At 47.0% G+C, this 17,691-nt stretch carries 19 protein-coding genes; 14 read left to right on the top strand and 5 right to left on the bottom strand.

The annotated features are described in order from the left end of the window. Positions 1-78: 78 nt before the first annotated feature. Both MKY98_RS04390 and MKY98_RS04395 read right to left on the bottom strand, forming a co-directional pair. Positions 79-807 (bottom strand): response regulator, encoded by a 729-nt coding sequence (locus tag MKY98_RS04390; RefSeq protein WP_069012867.1) that lies wholly within the window; start codon positions 805-807, stop codon positions 79-81. Continuing rightward, a complete protein-coding gene (locus tag MKY98_RS04395) occupies positions 800-2,473 on the bottom strand; it encodes an ATP-binding protein (RefSeq protein ID WP_069012868.1) in 1,674 nt (557 codons plus the stop codon). Before MKY98_RS04395 ends, MKY98_RS04390 begins: the two co-directional genes overlap by 8 nt. A gap of 160 nt (positions 2,474-2,633) precedes the next feature. Between MKY98_RS04395 and MKY98_RS04400 the strand changes: the two genes are divergently transcribed. Together MKY98_RS04400 and MKY98_RS04405 are read left to right on the top strand one after the other, a co-directional pair. Beyond that, entirely contained in the window at positions 2,634-2,927 is a 294-nt protein-coding gene (locus MKY98_RS04400) for a putative quinol monooxygenase (protein ID WP_069012869.1), read from the top strand. Positions 2,928-2,971: 44 nt separating this feature from the next. Continuing rightward, positions 2,972-3,796 carry an aldo/keto reductase gene (locus MKY98_RS04405; RefSeq protein WP_069012870.1) on the top strand — a complete coding sequence of 275 codons (825 nt, stop codon included), beginning with the start codon at positions 2,972-2,974 and terminating at the stop codon, positions 3,794-3,796. A gap of 90 nt (positions 3,797-3,886) precedes the next feature. Here the strand turns inward: MKY98_RS04405 and MKY98_RS04410 are convergent, their stop codons facing one another. Further along, positions 3,887-4,540, bottom strand: coding sequence for an SdpI family protein (locus MKY98_RS04410; protein ID WP_069012871.1), 654 nt, complete (start codon positions 4,538-4,540; stop codon positions 3,887-3,889). Further along, a complete protein-coding gene (locus MKY98_RS04415) occupies positions 4,537-4,848 on the bottom strand; it encodes an autorepressor SdpR family transcription factor (protein ID WP_025676831.1) in 312 nt (103 codons plus the stop codon). Before MKY98_RS04415 ends, MKY98_RS04410 begins: the two co-directional genes overlap by 4 nt. Before the next feature lie 212 nt (positions 4,849-5,060). Between MKY98_RS04415 and MKY98_RS04420 the strand changes: the two genes are divergently transcribed. From MKY98_RS04420 to MKY98_RS04465, 10 genes are all read left to right on the top strand, one after another. Then, on the top strand, positions 5,061-5,672 hold the full coding sequence (locus MKY98_RS04420; protein WP_069012872.1) for an alpha/beta hydrolase: 612 nt from the start codon (positions 5,061-5,063) through the stop codon (positions 5,670-5,672). 72 nt (positions 5,673-5,744) lie between these two features. Next, on the top strand, positions 5,745-5,969 hold the full coding sequence (gene tlp, locus MKY98_RS04425; RefSeq protein ID WP_025721177.1) for a small acid-soluble spore protein Tlp: 225 nt from the start codon (positions 5,745-5,747) through the stop codon (positions 5,967-5,969). A gap of 240 nt (positions 5,970-6,209) precedes the next feature. Continuing rightward, positions 6,210-7,502 carry an ABC transporter substrate-binding protein gene (locus MKY98_RS04430; protein ID WP_069012873.1) on the top strand — a complete coding sequence of 431 codons (1,293 nt, stop codon included), beginning with the start codon at positions 6,210-6,212 and terminating at the stop codon, positions 7,500-7,502. Between the two features lie 27 nt (positions 7,503-7,529). Continuing rightward, positions 7,530-8,492 (top strand): carbohydrate ABC transporter permease, encoded by a 963-nt coding sequence (locus MKY98_RS04435; protein WP_029517137.1) that lies wholly within the window; start codon positions 7,530-7,532, stop codon positions 8,490-8,492. 3 nt (positions 8,493-8,495) lie between these two features. Further along, complete coding sequence (locus MKY98_RS04440) at positions 8,496-9,335, top strand: carbohydrate ABC transporter permease (RefSeq protein ID WP_029517136.1); 840 nt, start codon at positions 8,496-8,498, stop codon at positions 9,333-9,335. A 211-nt stretch (positions 9,336-9,546) separates the two neighbouring features. After that, positions 9,547-10,833: a threonine ammonia-lyase IlvA gene (gene ilvA, locus MKY98_RS04445; protein WP_029517135.1), complete on the top strand. Its 1,287-nt coding sequence runs from the start codon at positions 9,547-9,549 to the stop codon at positions 10,831-10,833. Between the two features lie 222 nt (positions 10,834-11,055). After that, on the top strand, positions 11,056-12,030 hold the full coding sequence (locus tag MKY98_RS04450; protein WP_029517134.1) for a glycoside hydrolase family 43 protein: 975 nt from the start codon (positions 11,056-11,058) through the stop codon (positions 12,028-12,030). Positions 12,031-12,231: 201 nt separating this feature from the next. Next, complete coding sequence (locus MKY98_RS04455) at positions 12,232-13,317, top strand: FecCD family ABC transporter permease (protein WP_069012874.1); 1,086 nt, start codon at positions 12,232-12,234, stop codon at positions 13,315-13,317. Further along, entirely contained in the window at positions 13,317-14,342 is a 1,026-nt protein-coding gene (locus MKY98_RS04460; protein ID WP_069012875.1) for a FecCD family ABC transporter permease, read from the top strand. Before MKY98_RS04455 ends, MKY98_RS04460 begins: the two co-directional genes overlap by 1 nt. A gap of 129 nt (positions 14,343-14,471) precedes the next feature. Continuing rightward, the gene (locus MKY98_RS04465; RefSeq protein WP_069012876.1) at positions 14,472-15,419 is read left to right on the top strand and encodes an ABC transporter substrate-binding protein; all 948 of its coding nucleotides are present in this window, start codon (positions 14,472-14,474) and stop codon (positions 15,417-15,419) included. A gap of 161 nt (positions 15,420-15,580) precedes the next feature. On the opposite strand, the gene MKY98_RS04470 is transcribed toward MKY98_RS04465, so the two are convergent. Next, positions 15,581-16,012: a hypothetical protein gene (locus MKY98_RS04470; protein WP_069012877.1), complete on the bottom strand. Its 432-nt coding sequence runs from the start codon at positions 16,010-16,012 to the stop codon at positions 15,581-15,583. Positions 16,013-16,231: 219 nt separating this feature from the next. Here MKY98_RS04470 and MKY98_RS04475 point away from each other — a divergent pair, with 219 nt between their 5' ends. Together MKY98_RS04475 and MKY98_RS04480 are read left to right on the top strand one after the other, a co-directional pair. Then, positions 16,232-16,531, top strand: coding sequence for a hypothetical protein (locus MKY98_RS04475; RefSeq protein WP_029517129.1), 300 nt, complete (start codon positions 16,232-16,234; stop codon positions 16,529-16,531). Between the two features lie 271 nt (positions 16,532-16,802). Continuing rightward, entirely contained in the window at positions 16,803-17,627 is an 825-nt protein-coding gene (locus tag MKY98_RS04480) for an alpha/beta hydrolase (RefSeq protein ID WP_029517128.1), read from the top strand. Positions 17,628-17,691: the final 64 nt, after the last annotated feature.

The following is a 17,691-nucleotide window of genomic DNA, read 5'->3' on the forward strand; positions in this document are numbered from 1 at the left end:
TGATCGATTAAGTGAATTAAATTCAATAAAATTATGAATAGGAGGAGGGGAAGTACCAGGACATCAGAGTTGGACGGTTTATGCATCCCTCCGCTGTCGGCGATAGATACGCTCCGGTCTGCCGACGGTTCCGTACACCTGATCGTGGTGCGCGTCGCCACTTTCCACTAAATACTCCAGATACCTTCTGGCTGTAGAACGGCTCATACCCAGCTCGATTCCCACTGTACCTGTAGTCACCTCACCCCGTCGATTCAGGAGATCTAGCACTTTGTCGCAAGTTACTTTATCGATGCCTTTGGCCCATAGTTCTCCGACTCCGTTCCCCGCCATCCGACCGGTGCCCGCGCTTTGAAGTAAACTGTCAATTTCAGATTGCTCGACTGTGGATTGTTCCTCTTGCCATGTTGTGATTTGTCGCCGAAACCGGGCATATTCCTCCAAGGTCGCACGCAATCTCTCGAATATAAGCGGCTTTACGATAAAATCAAACACGCCTGCTCGAACGGCTTGTACCACTGTTTCAGCTTCTTTGGCGGCAGTCAGCATAATAACATCTGTCCCCGGATAGTGTTGCTTGATGAACGATAGCAGGGTTAGACCATCCGTATCAGGAAAATAAACATCCAGCACGACTAGAGGAGGACGGAGCACGTCCAGTTGAAGTTTTGCCTCAAATTCGTTCGTCGCGATTGCACATACGGTGAACCCGTCCACCTTTTCAATAAATCGGCGGTTAATCTCCGCAATTCGCGGATCGTCTTCAATAATAAGAACCTCAATGTCCGATAAAACCTGCTCATTCATGGGCATAACCTCCTTTTGCATTATTACTCGTATCTGTTCTATGTAAAGGAATGTAAACCTCAAAAATACTTCCTCCACCAGGACGTTTGTGCACTTCTATAGAGCCGCCCATTCGTTCAGTGTACTCCAGCACGAGAGCAAGGCCATATCCATGTCCTGCTTCTGCTTTGGTCGAAGCTCCTCTGACAAACAACTTTTCTTGGATATCGTCCGAAATTCCCGATCCGTTATCCGCAACTTCGACGATGATGGCTTCAGTCGTTTCTTCAAGCCGGAACCAGACCTGTCCGTCAAAGATGGAGGACATCGCAACAGCTTCCATGGCATTGTCCAGCAGGTTTCCGGCTATGGAAGCGAGAAAGGACCACTCCAACGTAGGGGACTGGGTTGAGAATGCTCCTTTAATATCAGAATGGAGTAAAACCCCTTTTTCCAGCGCCTGTTTCTTCTTACCGATCAGTAGGCTGGCGATGATTGAATCGGGCAGGAGAGCTGTGGCAATCGGCCTGTGTACACGATATTCCTCTGATTCCTGGGTGATAAAGTCCACCGCTTCGTCATAACACTCCAACTGAATCAGGCCGGATATGAGATACAGCCGATTGGCGTATTCGTGTGTTTGTGATCGCAGTACTTCCGCGTAATCTTTGACCTCTGTCAACTGTTGTGTCATGTGGAGCAGTTCGGTCTTGTCACGCAGACTGGCAACCGTGCCCATGATGCGACCGGAACGATCCTGGATCGGCACACGGCTGACGACTACAATTCGCTGTTGGACCTCAATTTCCTCATTCCATATGTACTGTCCCTGATCTGGCCCCATCGTTGAATGCTCTACTGTGTAATCGGCAACAAGCATATCAACCAGTACATCCGGAACACCAGTCAAGTGACGAAGGTCGCATCCGTAGATAGAGGTTTCCGGCGGGAGTCCGATCAAGCGAGCTGCCTGTGGATTGGCAAGTGTGATTTGTCCGTTACTATTAACCGCGATAATCCCTTCGCCGATGGACTCAATAATGGCTTGCTTTTCCTGGTACAACCGTCCGATCTCCACTGGCTCCAGTCCATGCAGTGCGCGGCGTACCCGTTGCGCTATAACCAGGCTTCCCAATATGCCGATCATCAGCGCGCCCACCATAAACCAGAGCCATGCATATGTGTATGTACGAATATTTTGCTGCACATCTGTCATTAAAAAACCTACAGAGACGAGCCCGATGGCCTTACCTTGCGTATCATAAACGGCTGTTTTGGCGCGTATTGACGGTCCGAGAGAGCCCGTCGATTCAGTGATAAAGGACTGCCCTTGCAGTACCTTATCATTCATGGGGTCTATCATAGGCGTGCCGATGCGCTCCGGGTTTACATGCCACTGCCGGATGAGATGATGATCAGCAATAGTAATAAAATCAGCGCCGCTGCTGGCTTGGACAGGCTTTATGACCTCGTTGATACGCGAACGCAATTGCGTCGTCTCAGTCTGCTCCAGAGCGTCTCTGACCTGCGCATCTACGGCGAGGGTATTGGCGACGGTGAGCGCCCTTTCTCCGATTTCATCATATAGAGCGGAGGTGATCATATATCGAAAGGATAATCCCAACAGCCCGGTAACTACCAGTACTAATAGGGATATAAATACCATTAGTTTTGTCTGAAAACGCACATGCCTTCACCGCCGTTAAACAAAATATAGGAGGAACGGATCAGTTGATCTCTCCCCCATACGATCTATTTTACTGTATTACAGAAACGCCCGCACTTTTATTCTTTCGAAAGAATGGTCTATAATAGAAATAGTTACATAATACGAGGAGGAACATAATATGATTATTATTCATGCCGATATGAAAGTTTTACCTGAAAAAAGAGAGGCTTTTTTGCAACAAACCCAAGGGCTGGTCAGCGCATCCCAAGCTGAAGAAGGCAATGTACGCTACACGTTAATGCAGGATCTGAATGATTCCAACGCATTTACGATGGTTGAAGAGTGGAAAGATGCTGCTGCTGTAGATTTCCATAATAATTCTGCCCATTTCCAGGCATTTGTTGCCGCGGCTAAAGAATTGTTGGCTGCTCCGCTTCAAGTGAATGCTTTTCAGGATGCAACTAAACTGTAATCATCCCGTTGGATAATTCATAATCAGGAACAGGAGGAATAGACATGGGGAACATTGTGGATACAACTGTACTGAATAACGGAGTTCAGATGCCTTGGCTCGGTTTCGGTACTTACAAGGCGGAAGGCAATGAGGTCTACGAAGCGGTCAAAACAGCTATTGAGGTCGGTTACCGTCACATTGATACAGCGGCGATCTACGGTAACGAGGAACTGGTTGGACAAGCCATTCGTGATAGTGGGACGTCTAGAGAAAATCTGTTTGTAACTACCAAGCTATGGAATCAGGATCAGGGCTACGATTCAACACTGCGTGCCTTTGAGGAAAGCCGTAAGCGGCTGGGTCTGGATATCATTGATCTGTATCTCATTCATTGGCCTGGCAAGGATAAGTACAAGGAAACCTGGAAGGCATTCGAACGACTGTATGAAGAAGGAAGCGTACGCGCTATCGGAGTTAGTAACTTCCAAGTTCACCATCTCGAAGACCTCCTCAAAGACAGCAACATGGTTCCTGTCATCAACCAAGTGGAGCTTCACCCTCGTCTGACTCAACAAGAACTGCATCAATACTGCCGGGAGCACCAGATTCAGCTTGAATCGTGGAGTCCACTGATGAAGGGGAAATTAACCGAGCAAGCGGACATCGTTGAGATTGCTGCCAAATACGGTAAAACCTCTTCGCAGGTTATTTTGCGTTGGCATCTGGATCGGGGGATTGTGACGATTCCCAAATCGGTAACCGCGCATCGTATCCGCGAAAATGCCGATTTGTTCGATTTTGAACTGACGACTGAGGATATTGACCGAATCAATGGTCTTCATCTGGATGAGCGTGTAGGCACCCATCCCGATAAACTGTTGTTTTAAATAAATATTCACTTGTAAAAAGAACCTCCCATTCTGCGTTTATCGCGGTTTGGGAGGTTCCTTTTTAGGTTCAGGTGTAGCTTTGTTTAATTACTTGTTTAGCTTACGATACAACAAGTAAGAATAGAGTACAGGAGAGATAACGGATATGATCAGCACGGTAAGGAAAATGACTACTCCCGCCATTCCACCGACCCATGCCGCCACCAACGCTGAAGCACCGCCAAGCATCATCATAGGCCCACCGAAACGGTGCGTTTTACGCCATACCTCGGGATTAGACAGAGTCCACGGCGTGCGGATACCGAACGTATAGTTCGGCTGTACCTGAGTCATATAATTCCCCATCGCCATCAGCATCAGGCCTATTAACCCTAAAATTATAGCATTCATTTGCAGTCGTATATTCAGGTTATACAGCAGCATTCCCCATCCAGCTACAGCGAGAACTACAGAAACACCTGCACGCGTAACTTCATAGGCTTTTGAAAATTTCTCATAATTAGCTCTGTTGGGGTCCATGTGGCGAGCCAATCGAATGACCAGCGGGACTAGGCCCAACAACACGAGCATGATAATAGAACCACTTTTGCTCGTATACCCGTCTGCTGTATTGTTAAAGTTAATATGCGAGGCTAGAACATTGGGAAGTCGGTCGTACAGCAGTATAGCGCCTATGGCGGGTGATAAGGCAATCAAAGTTGTCAAAACATCCGTCAAGCTCCAAGGTGTTCGAAATTTCATTCAGATTCCTCCCCATCCTTAATATGATTCCTATTTTTTTTCGCAGGGGTATCGGAGTGGGCGATACTGAACATCCAACCGATCACATCCGCCACAACCGTTGTATGCAGGGTGTAGATAATGTTTTGCCCCTGTCGTTCATCCAGCACCAGCCCAGCCTGCTTCAGGATATTGAGGTGGTGGGAGATGCTGGGCTTGCTAATTTGAAAATGTTCAGCCACTTCGCCTGCGCTCATACTTTTCTCCTTTAAAAGCTGTAAGATTGTACGCCGGGTCGGATCAGCCAAAGCTTTAAAGGCATCGTTCAAAATACATTTCCTCCTTTAGATATTTAGATAATATTCTAAATATCTAACACCATAGTAAAATACAGCTATACTACATGTCAATGGAACAAGACATCATTTTAGAAAAAATTAACGAGGTCAATTATGTTTGTATAAAGTAGTGAAATGGGCTATAATCAATTTATACAAAAATAAGATTCTTAATTTAAAGTTAATTAGAGGAGGGAATAGATATGAAACACGTCTTTCGTAAAGGAAATGATCCGCAAGCCCCGGTTATTTTGCTGTTGCATGGTACAGGCGGGAATGAACAAGACCTAATACCTTTGGCTGAGATGGTAGCACCGGGAGCTTCTGTGTTAGGCGTAAGAGGAAATGTGCTGGAAAATGGGATGCCGCGTTTCTTTCGCCGTTTGGCAGAAGGAGTGTTCGACATTGAGGATCTCGTATTTCGTACCAAAGAACTGAGCGAATTTGTGGACACAGCTGCAGAGCAATACGATTTTGACCGTAATAACGTGGTGGCTCTGGGCTATTCCAATGGTGCAAACATAGCCGCCAGCATGCTCTTTCACGATGCAAAAGCGTTACGCGGAGCTATTTTGCACCATGCAATGGTGCCGTTGCGTGGGCTGGACTTGCCTGAATTGAACGGTGTCCCTGTATTTCTGTCTTCCGGTGAAAATGACCCGATTGTTCCGACTTCGGAATCCCGGGAGCTGCAAGCATTATTGGAGGGAGCCGGAGCGCAGGTGGAAGCATATTGGGAACGCAATGGTCATCAATTGACCCGTACAGAAGCTGCCGCCGCAGGCCAATGGTTTGGAAAGCATTTTAATGTATAAAATAACTCGATAACGATCAAGCTACGGTTTAGCGCTCCCGTGAGCGATTCTATATTAGGAGGCGTCAAACCAATGGCAAAACCGGATAATCGAGCCGATAATGTTGAACACTTGCAACAAAGTATTCAGAACACACAGCAGAACCTGCGTGAAGCTGAAGGATATCTAAATGAATTTTCCTCTGAAATCAGCAACGAGGAGCGTCAGCAGATCGAAGAAAAAAATAATCGTCGTAAAGAAAGTATTAGATCATTTCGCGAAGAAGTGAAGGACGAAGCAGCTCATTCCCAAGAGTAGTAAAAATAGAGAGGCCCAACTTCGAGTTTTAATTCGGGTGGGGCCTCTTTTTTATGCAAAAATCATCATAACTGTATTCATTTCAATTGCCCCCTATAATGCAGTGGAGACGCTAATCTTCGTTGAAAATAAAAATTTTATAAATAATGTTGTTGTAAACTAATTTGTATTGATGTTAAATAATAAAAGAAAGCGCAATCATTTATGAATTAGGATTTCATCATGCGAAGGGGGAAGGATATGCTGCTGCGAAGAAAAAGCATGGCTTTGATGCTTATGGCGGTGGTTTTGATGGCTGGACTGCTGCAAGGCTGTTCTTTCAAGACCGATGAAAAGGAAGGGCCGGGAACAGAACTTGTATTATGGACGTTCAATGAACTGCATGAGAAGTTTTTTCTGCAAATGGCTGACCAATGGAACCAACAGCACCCTGATGAATTGATTAATTTGAAAGCGAATACATTTCCTTATGACAACCATCACAGCAAGCTGTCGATTGCGCTGCAATCGGGGGTGGGAGCGCCGGATATCGCGGATATCGAGGTGAACAAGATCGGTAATTTCCTCAAAGGGATACCGCAACTGGTCCCGCTCAATCCGGTGATTGACCCCGAGATCAATAACATTGTACCTTCCAGAGTACAGATTTACGGCAAAGACGGTAAATATTACGGCATTGACTTCCACGTTGGAGCCGAAGTGATGTATTACAATAAAGAGATTATGGACCAGGCGGGGGTAAACCCGGATTCCATCGTCACCTGGGCAGACTATGCTGCTGCAGGCAAGCAAGTACTTGCGAAAACAGGCAAGCCAATGGCGACCTTAGAAACGAATGACCTGTGGAGCTATTGGCCGATGATCTCCCAGCAAAATTCAGATTTTCTGGATGACAAGGGCGAGTTGACGTTGGATAACGAAACCAATATTAAAACACTTGAGTTTCTTCAACAGATGGTAAAAGACAAAGTCGCTATTCCCTCACCGGGCGGCGGGCATCATATGGAGGAATACTACGGGTTTATGAACAAAGGCGGGGCTGCTTCGGTATGGATGCCGATGTGGTACATGGGGCGTTTTACGGATTACATGCCTGACCTGAAAGGTAAAATTATCATCAGACCCATGCCGGCGTGGGAAAAAGGCGGCTATCGCTCAGCGGGTATGGGCGGAACCGGAACGGTAGTCACGAACCAATCAGAGCACCAGGATCTGGCGATGCGTTTTCTAGCCTTTGCCAAGCTGTCCAAGCAAGGGAATGTGGAGATTTGGAAGCAGCTAGGGTTTGATCCCATCCGCAGTGAAGTGTGGACAATGCCGGAAGCCAAAGCCAAAAACAAATTTACGGAGTATTTCGGAACAAATATTTTTGACACGCTGATCGAAGTCAAAGATGAGATCAATGCGGTGCATATTGGACCGAAAACGCCTGACATCGCCAGTGCTGTACGCAATAAAATACTTTATCGGACACTACAGAGTGGCGAAGATCCAGCCACGGTGCTGCATGAGCTAGCAGATGAACTGAGATAGACCCCAACAGGAAAGGGAGTGAGATTCATGGCAACGCCCGTTCATACGAACGCTAATGTACCGACAGGTCAGCCGCCAAAAACTCAGCGTCCGGCCAGAAGCCAATGGAGCCGATTTATTCATTCCAGTCGTACGGCACCGTATGTGTTTGTCCTTCCATTTTTACTGTCCTTTGCGCTATTTTTTGCCTATCCGGTCATCTCGACGGTCATTATGAGCTTCCAGGAAGTCCTGCCAGGGATAACAACTTATGTTGGACTGGAAAATTATAAGGATTTAATCAACCCTACGTTTGGAAAGGCGATATTGAATAGCGTCCTGTACACGCTGCTTACACTGGTTGTGCTGATTCCTCTGCCGCTGGTATTGGCAGTATTGCTGAATTCGCCTAAAATGCCGGGCAGAGGGTTGTTTCGCTCCGTGATGTTTATACCTGCACTAACCTCGGTGGTGGTAGCAGGAACGATCTTCCGCCTCATGTTCGGGGAATTGGATGGTTCGCTGATGAACTCCCTGTTGGGGGTCTTCGGTCTGGAGCCGTATAAATGGCTAATGAACGCCAACACCGGCTTTTTAGCGTTGATCGTGCTGGCCTTGTGGAGATGGTTGGGCGTAAATATGCTGTACTACATGTCGGGACTCCAGAACATTCCTCCCGAGTTGTATGAAGCTGCGCAGATTGATGGAGCCAGTCGATTCGATTCATTTTGGCGGATTACGATTCCTATGCTGAAACCAGTGACGATCTACGTATTTACGATTAGCATTTATGCGGGGTTGTCCATGTTCACGGAAAGCTACATGTTGTGGAACGGAAATAACTCCCCGAACGATATTGGTTTAACGATTGTTGGCTATCTCTATCGCCAAGGTCTGGAGCAGAACAGTATGGGCTTCGGAGCTGCGGTGGGCATTGTATTGCTCGTATTTACACTCGTGCTGAACCTGATCCAGCTCAAATTTTTCGGCATGTTCCGGAAGGAGGATTAAGCGATGGCTCAGAAACAAAAAGGCTCATTATCCGCATTGCTCGTTGTCCTGTTCATTCTGTTTGCCGGGTTTGCCCTGTTTCCGCTATTTGCCGTGACGCTTGCCTCGTTCAAGCCATCTACGGAGCTGTTGCGCTACGGCTTGAATCTTAAGCTGGAGTGGGACATCATGTCCTTGAAAAACTATGCGTTCATCTTTCAGGGGACGACGGATTATTTTCAATGGTACTGGAACAGTATTGTTATTACCGTCTTGTTTACGGTGTTATGTCTGATATTGTCCGCGATGGTGGGCTATGGTCTGGAGATGTACCGTTTTAGATTGAAAAATGTGATTTTCACACTAGTGCTGGTTGTAATGATGATTCCGGTAGAAATTATCATGCTGCCGCTCTACAAGCTAATGATCGGCATGAAGCTGATTAATACAGTATGGGGTGTAATTCTACCCTTCGTCGTCGCGCCAATCCCAATCTTTTTCTTCCGTCAATATTTGAGTGGAGTACCCAAGGATTTTATGGATGCTGCGCGGGTTGACGGCTGTTCAGAATATGGCATTTTCGTACGCATTATGATGCCTCTAATGGCGCCTGCATTTGCGGCAATGGCTATTTTGCAGGCGATGAACAGTTGGAATAACTTCCTGTGGCCGATGATTGTATTGCGGACCAACGACATGCTGACACTGCCCATTGGACTGTCCAGTCTGCTGACGCCATATGGCAACAATTATGATGTGCTGATTGCGGGCTCCGTTTTGGCTATTTTACCGATTCTGGTCGTGTTTCTATTCTTCCAGCGTTACTTTATTGAAGGAATGACGGCAGGTGGAGTAAAAGGGTAATCGGAAAGGTATTCAATGGAGCGAATGAATACAAGAAATGTGCAACGTCAGAAAGGGCTGGTCGGGCTTTGTCCCGATCTGCCTTTTTTTTGGTTCGATTGATTTTCATTCTCATTTTCATGTCTATCATCTGCACAAGCTATGGGTAAACGTGGTATGATATTTGAAAGATTTCAAATACAGAAATATTCAGGCGGAGCGTGGAGAACCTATGGAACCAACAGAAACCCAGAAAACTGACCCGGCCATGGCGTCAACCGTTGGCATGGAGGATATTGTACGGGCGCATCATATGCTGCGTGAGGTGATTGTACGTACACCTTTACAGAGGGATGCCGTCCTATCGGCCAAATATAACTGTAATGTGTATCTGAAAAGAGAAGATCTCCAAGTCGTGCGGTCCTTTAAAATCCGTGGAGCTTACAACATGATCCGTAGCTTGACCCCTGAGCAAATGGAAAAAGGCATCGTGTGTGCGAGTGCAGGGAATCATGCGCAAGGTGTGGCTTTTTCATGTAATGCACTTGGTATCCACGGTAAAATATTTATGCCGAGTACAACGCCTAATCAGAAAGTGAAGCAGGTTCGTCGCTTTGGGGGAAACAGTGTAGAGGTCATTTTGACCGGAGATACGTTTGACGATGCTTATGATGAGGCCATGAAGGTGTGTAGCGAGCAGGCAATGACCTTCATCCATCCGTTTGATCAGCCGAAAATTATTGCGGGCAATGGTACGATTGCGATGGAAGTGATGGAGAGTCTAGATACACCTATGGATTATGTGTTCGTAACGATTGGCGGCGGCGGTTTGGCGGCAGGCGTAGGTACGTATGTTAAAACCGTGAGTCCATCCACCAAGGTAATTGGTGTGGAACCCCTTGGCGCGGCGTCGATGACGGAAGCGATGCGTTTACACAAGGTGGTTACACTGGATCAAATAGATAAGTTTGTTGACGGAGCTGCGGTGAAGCGTGTGGGTCAGCTGACATACGATATTTGTAAACATACCTTGGACGATATTGTGAAGGTACCGGAAGGTAAAGCATGTACCGCGATTCTGGAGCTGTATAATGAAAATGCGATTGTTGTGGAGCCTGCGGGTTCACTGCCTGTTGCAGCACTTGATCTGTACCGCGAGCAGATTCAAGGCAAAACGGTTGTCTGTATCGTCAGCGGTGGTAACAACGATATAGATCGAATGCAGGAGATTAAGGAACGGTCCCTAATTTACGAAGGACTGAAGCATTATTTTATGGTGAATTTCCCGCAAAGAGCTGGGGCACTGCGTGAGTTTCTACAGGATGTGCTTGGACCGGACGACGATATTACTAGGTTTGAATATACGAAAAAGAATGATAAGGAAAATGGACCAGCTCTGGTCGGCATTGAGCTGTTCCACAAGGAAGACTATTTTCCTTTAATTGAACGAATGAACCGCAAGGGGCTTAAATATACGGAACTGAATAAAAACGAAAATCTATTTAATATGCTAATTTGAAAAGGAGCCTGCGGGCTCCCCTTTTTGTATCAGGATTTTGCAAAATCCTCGTATGTAAAGCGTTATGCGTAGTTTATAAATTTCTTTTTATTTGAAATAAAGCGTTTACAAAACAGAATGTGATAGGTTAATATATGGGTAACTTCATAAGTATAAACACTAATGTAATAGGTGTGTCACCTGAATTTCATTATAAGATACTCATTCGGAGGTGCGAAAGAAATGTTGAAAGCATGGAAAAAATCAGTACGGAGTAAATTGACCCGAACGGCGTTTGCTGCTGTAACCTCGGCTGCTTTGTTACTTTCAGTGATGCCATCTGCATCCGCAGAGCACTGGGCGTTAACTGGTGATGTGGCAGTACATGATCCGTCCATTACGAAAGAAGGCAACGCTTGGTATATTTTCTCCACAGGGCAGGGGATACAGGTTCAAAGATCGGACGACGGACGCAATTTTTACAGATTGCCGCAAATATTCCTGTCGCCGCCATCATGGTGGAAATCGTATGTACCTAAGCAAAAGCCTAACGATGTGTGGGCACCGGACGCTCAGAAGTACAATGGACGTGTCTGGGTTTACTATTCCATTTCTACTTTTGGGTCACGCACTTCGGCCATTGGATTGACTTCAGCAACAAGCATTGGCGCGGGGAGCTGGAGAGATGATGGACTCGTGCTGCGTACGACGGATGCCAACGATTATAATGCGATTGACCCGAATCTCGTCATTGACGCTTCCGGTAACCCGTGGCTTTCCTTTGGTTCATGGAATTCAGGCTTGAAAGTGACTCGATTGGACAAGAATACGATGAAGCCTACGGGGCAGATCTATTCTATCGCCAAGCGTACGGCGGGTGGTTTGGAAGCGCCCCATGTTACATACCGCGATGGGTATTATTATCTGTTTGCTTCCATTGATAACTGCTGCAAAGGCGTAGATAGTAATTATAAGATTATTTACGGTCGCTCTACTAGTATTACTGGACCGTATGTGGACAAGAGCGGCAAAAGCCTGATGGACGGTGGCGGAACGATACTGGATGCGGGGAATGACCGTTGGAAGGGACCGGGCGGCCAATCCGTCTATAACAACAGTGTCATTGCGCGTCATGCCTATGATGCCACTGATAAAGGAAATCCAAAACTTCTGATTAGTGATTTAAAATGGGATTCGGCAGGCTGGCCTACGTACTAAAGAGAGGACCGTTTGGAGTCACCTATGTAGTAAAATCATATAGATATATTCAAAAACTGTTCCTCTTATGGGGAACAGTTTTTGGCTTGCAATGTCATAGAAACATGCTATTATGTATCAAGTTGATAACAATTATCATTATCGTTATTGTTTTGGAAAACATAATGATTTTTTCAGGTACGGAGGGAGTGACCTCACCAAATGCAGTCTAAAGACAGCATGGACAAACATACAGCTCGGACAGAGAGGGCAGTTCCTGAAGTAGTCATAACAGCACGTCCAGTACTTCGAGCGGGTAGGATTCGGCAGGCGTTGTTGTTCACAGCTTCGGCTGTATTGTTGGGTTTGGCCATATTCGCCGCCATTTCTCTCGGAGCCAAGGACTTGACCGTAAGCACCGTGTGGTCGGCAGTATTTCACTATGATCGTTCGCTGATGACACATCAGATCATTCATGAGTTGAGATTGCCGCGTGTACTCGGTGCAGCTGTTATTGGAGCTGCGCTTGCGGTTGCAGGTTCTCTGATTCAGGGCATTACGCGCAACCCGCTGGGAGATACAGGTGTGCTGGGCATTAACGCAGGAGCGATGTTTGTAGTTGCAGTGAGTTTTGCCTTTTTTCCCGATCTTCCTTATGGGACGTTAATAGTATTGTCGTTCCTGGGGGCGCTGATGAGTACCTTACTGGTATTTGGTCTGGGAGCATCTGCGCCTGGTGGATTGACACCTATGAGACTGACGGTGTCTGGAGCTGTGACGGCTGCCCTGTTAGGTTCCATGACTTCGGGGATTGCGATTTATTTTGATTTAAGTCAGGATTTAGCCTTCTGGTATGCGGGTGGTGTAGCCGGGATCAAATGGTCGCAGCTTGAGATTCTTGCACCGATTTTGCTTATTGTGATCGCCTGGTCTATGGGGCTGGCACGTTCTATTTCGCTGATTTCGATGGGCGATGAGGTGGCGTTAAACCTTGGGGTGAATCTCAGGCGCATTCGGCTTTTGGGTCTGCTGACCGTAGTGGTACTGGCCGGACTCTCTGTATCGGCTGCTGGAGCCATCGGCTTTGTAGGTTTGGTTATCCCACATATCGCTCGCAAGCTAATCGGTGTGGATTATCGCCAGATCGTGCCGCTGTCTGCGTTATTGGGAGCCGTGTTACTGGTGCTGGCAGATTTGGGAGCGAGAATGGCAAATCCGCCAGAGGAGCTAGCTATTGGAATTATGGTGTCTTTTATCGGAGTACCCTTTTTCCTCTTTCTCGCCCGTAAGGAAAGGAGGGATTTATAGTGAGTCGCTCTTTAGGGATTGGGGACACAAGAACGAAAAAGGCTTGGCTCGTTTGTTTGGTATTGGCGGGAATCAGCTTTGCCGTCCTTGTTTTGGGTTTGAATACCGGAACGATTCGTATTCCACCGCTACGCGTGCTGGATACGTTGTTTGGCGGTGGCAGCGGACGTGATCATATCGTTCTGTTCGAGTATCGTCTGCCTCGTATTGCTGTAACGGTGCTGGCTGGAGCGGGACTAGGCGCAGCCGGGGCGGTCATGCAAGGCTTGTCGCGGAACGCACTTGCTGATCCGGGAGTGCTCGGTCTTCATGCAGGGGCTGCGTTGGGACTGGTAATGTTCGTTAGCTTTTTTCGCGACTTGGACGGTTCGGCCGCCGTCCTGATCCCCTTGTTTACCTTTGCAGGAGGTGTCATTGCGGCGGTGCTGATTGTTTTGTTGTCCTATAGCCGTAACAGAGGAATCGTGCCAGTGCGTCTGATTTTGTCCGGTATCGGTGTAGCCTCGGGCCTTAGCGCTATAACGCTGTATTGGTCCTTGCGGCTGGATGAGGATACATACGCATTTACCGCACGTTGGTTGGCTGGCAGCGTTTGGGGCCGGGACTGGATACATGCAGCAGCTTTGCTGCCTTGGTTAGTCATTGTATTACCCTACGTTCTGTCGCAGACGCGCAGTCTGAATAACCTGTCGTTGGGCGACGAGACCGCGGCTGGAATCGGTACAAGTGTGAAGCGCCAGCGCCTATTACTGCTGGGCGCAGCCGTGGCTCTATCCAGTGCCAGCGTATCCATGGCCGGAGGCATTGGCTTTATCGGGCTCATTGCGCCTCATCTGGCTCGCCGCCTGGTTGGGCCGATGTACCAGCATTTGCTGCCAGTAGCCTGTTTGGTCGGGGTCGTCATTCTGGTCACCGCCGACACGATTGGGCGTTCGGTGTTTCAGCCAAATGCGATTCCCGCAGGTGTGGTGGTTGCTGTGGTAGGAGCTCCGTATTTTCTATTCTTGTTGTCCCGAACAAAATGACAGAAGGAATAGGTACATATGAAATCATATGATGCAAATGATACAAGCCGCTGAAATTAATAACTAAGTAGAAGCCTTCTATATTGATCATTATAATGTAGAGTTTCTGTAGCATAGGAGAGAGTAATCATGAGAAAGCACAAATTTGAGGGTTCAGGTTTTAAACGTTCATGGGTAGTCACAACTCTTGTTGTATGCATGATCATGCTATCTGCTTGCGGACAAGCAGCCGACAAACAGACTGCCGATACGAAAGCGGCGGACAGTGCGCAGACAACTATTAGTGCGGATTCGCGTATTGCTTCGATGTCTATTCATTTGACGAACAACCTGCTGGCATTGGGCATTACTCCGGCTGGTTCGGTCATTGGCGGAGATGTGAAGGATTTTCTACCGCATGTAAAAGATCGTCTTCAAAGTACCCATAAGCTAGGTGTTGTCACTGATCCGGATATGGAAGCGGTACTGGAGCTTCAACCTGATCATATTTTCTTGGACAAAAAATATTCGGGAACCGATGTGGCCAAGTTTGAAAAAATTGCGCCGACCGACGTTTTTGATCTGGATGAAGGCACATGGAAAGATCAATTGAAAAAAATAGCCGTTATGGTCAAACATGAAGCACAGGCAGACGCATTTCTAAAAGACTATGATACACAGAGGGAACGAGTCAAAAAGCTGATTCATTCAAAAATTGGGGACGGAACGGTTATGGCTGTACGTGTGACGGCGAAAGAGGTTCGTGTTATGGGGATGAAGCGTCCGGTAGGACCGCTGTTATATCAGGATTTGGGCTTGAAGCCAGCCAAAGGTGTAGAAAAGATCAACAAGGCTTATCAGGTGGTTTCCCAAGAGGTTTTACCGGATTATGATGCCGATGCGATTCTTGTTATCATCAGTAAAGGCGCGGATGCCCAAAAGGTATACAAGCAGCTGGAAGGAAACACAGTATGGCAAGGTCTCAAAGCGGTGAAGCAAGGGCATGTCTACATGTTGGACGGACAGCCTTGGCTGGACTATTCCGCAATGGGACACAAAATGGCTCTGGATAATGCAGAACAACTATTTTCCAAATAAGTTTATAAAGTATATCAAGCCGTATTTCTCCATGCAGCTTCTTGCAGGCCAGGAATACGGCTTTTTGGCGCACACCCCAGCTGTAAGTCGATTGCCTGATCGAAATGAAAAGGAGCTGCTATGACCCAAAATGGGGCAGCTCCATATAATGAAATTGCGGGCTATGAACGTTTTTTACGCAGAAAAATTGGTTTGAGTCCAATAAAGCCGATGGCGGCGAGAATTAAATTTACCCAAGGTGAGATCCTGAATACCGGCAGTACACTGCGCAGCGCTAGTCCGGCGACAAGAATCACGACAACTAACACAACATACATCAAGATGGATTTAAGATTCATCTGGGGCTTTACAGGGGCGTGGTCTGGCTGTTGTGTCTCCTCGTCATCTTCGGGACGGTCCATAAAATTCATCAGGGCTTCAACGAGTAGAATGGCTCCTGCGGCGATGATGATAAGGGTGGATAGGCTGATTTCTTCAAAGGGTTTGAGATCTCCGCCTGTAAAGGTGACGAACCATCCGATAATCGCCTGTGTCAAGAAAAACATGGACAAGGCAATCCATGCAATAAGCGTATAATTTTTTGCTTTATTCATTGCTTCCTCCTGCTTTATTCATTGCTTCCTCCTGCTTTATGAGCGTATCCCGGGCTGATGGAACCGCCATTTCGTAACAAAGACAGTATACGTGAGGAAGCGTCGGATGGCAAAAGACTTTATCTATAGCATGTATATTACCGTTGCATTCTCCTCAAACTGGATAGAGGGTGAGCACGTGGAGCAACCTGAATATAAACGTTGAGAGGATGTGGCATCATGAAACTGGAGAACCAGGCAGATTATTTAGTCCAAAAACGACTGGGAAACGCTTCGAATGGGAATAGCGGGGCGGCCTCGTCTACAAATGTGAGTCACCGGAGCGTTCAAGGAACATCTCCAACGTACCGTATAGTGGACGATATCGAAGTGGCTGAGGATACAGAATTTGCAGGTGAGCTAGGTGCACAGAACTACCGCAGCCTGTGGCATGAGGATGAACATAACGGCGACTCTTGTAAACTGCAGTGGGAAGGACGAACGGAGACCCACCAAATGTTCAGGAACAGCTACGAATAACGAATGTCACTTTAAATGTAGTGGATTCACTCACATAAGTGTAGTATAGCGTTCTCCGGAATCGCATCGGGGAGCGCTATTTGTTTACTTTTTTAACGATGTGAACTGACAGGTTGACAAGGAAGCAGGGCGATGATAGACTGACTTTACTATAAAACTTATTAAACTTATCGGAATTAAAGTGAATAAATATCCTGGATGGATATTCCACGTTACTATATGAGTTCGAATTCATAAATGTGTAGTGAAGCTTGAAACAGGGGGAATCAGGATGGAACGGCAAATTGGAATTCGTTTTGAACATGAAGAGCTGGCCGCAACAATTCATTATCCAAACCGTACAAATGAGGGAGAGCGTCAGAGACGAGTTCCCCTCGTTGTTATATGTCACGGTTTTGTAGGCAATCGTATCGGCGTAGATCGATTATTCGTCAAGACTGCGCGTGAACTGGCCGAAGGGGGATATTTTGTCCTGCGCTTTGATTTTGCCGGTTGTGGGGAGAGCACAGGTGAATACGGCAAGCAGGGGCTCGAGTCCATGATTAATCAGACACGTACCGTATTGGATTACGCCGTCAATTGTGCGGACATTGACCCGACCAAGGTGACGCTGATCGGTCACAGTCTGGGGGGCGCGGTTGCTCTTCTCACAGCCGTACGGGACAAGAGAGTACAAAATCTGGTCCTTTGGTCAGCAGTGGGCTATCCGTTCAATGACATCGTCAAAATTACGGAGCGAAGCGTGTACGATGAGTCTGTTAAAACTGGTCATGCCGATTATTTGGGCTATAAGTTTACGCCTGCTTACTTTGAGTCGTTAGCTCAATTTCAGCCGTTCCAGGAGGCCGTTAAATTTAACGGGGATGTGCTCGTCATTCATGGAACCTCGGATGATATTATTCCTGTCGATTATGCATTTCTGTTTCAAAAGATATTCTGGATGCGTCCAGAGGGACGCTGTGATAAAGAGATTATTTTCCAGGGAGATCACACTTTCTCGTCAGGTAAAGAGCGGCAACGGCTCATTGATCGGACGCTTGAATGGCTGGATGAACAGGAAAATATTCAACGTGATTGGCAGCACTGGATGATCTGATTTCAGTGTGTAACGGATTGTATTGGAAATTGCGCCTCCGCCGGAGTAAAATGGAAGAGTAACA

The sequence above is a fragment of the Paenibacillus sp. FSL M8-0228 genome (assembly GCF_038007385.1).
Lineage (GTDB): Bacteria > Bacillota > Bacilli > Paenibacillales > Paenibacillaceae > Paenibacillus > Paenibacillus polymyxa_D.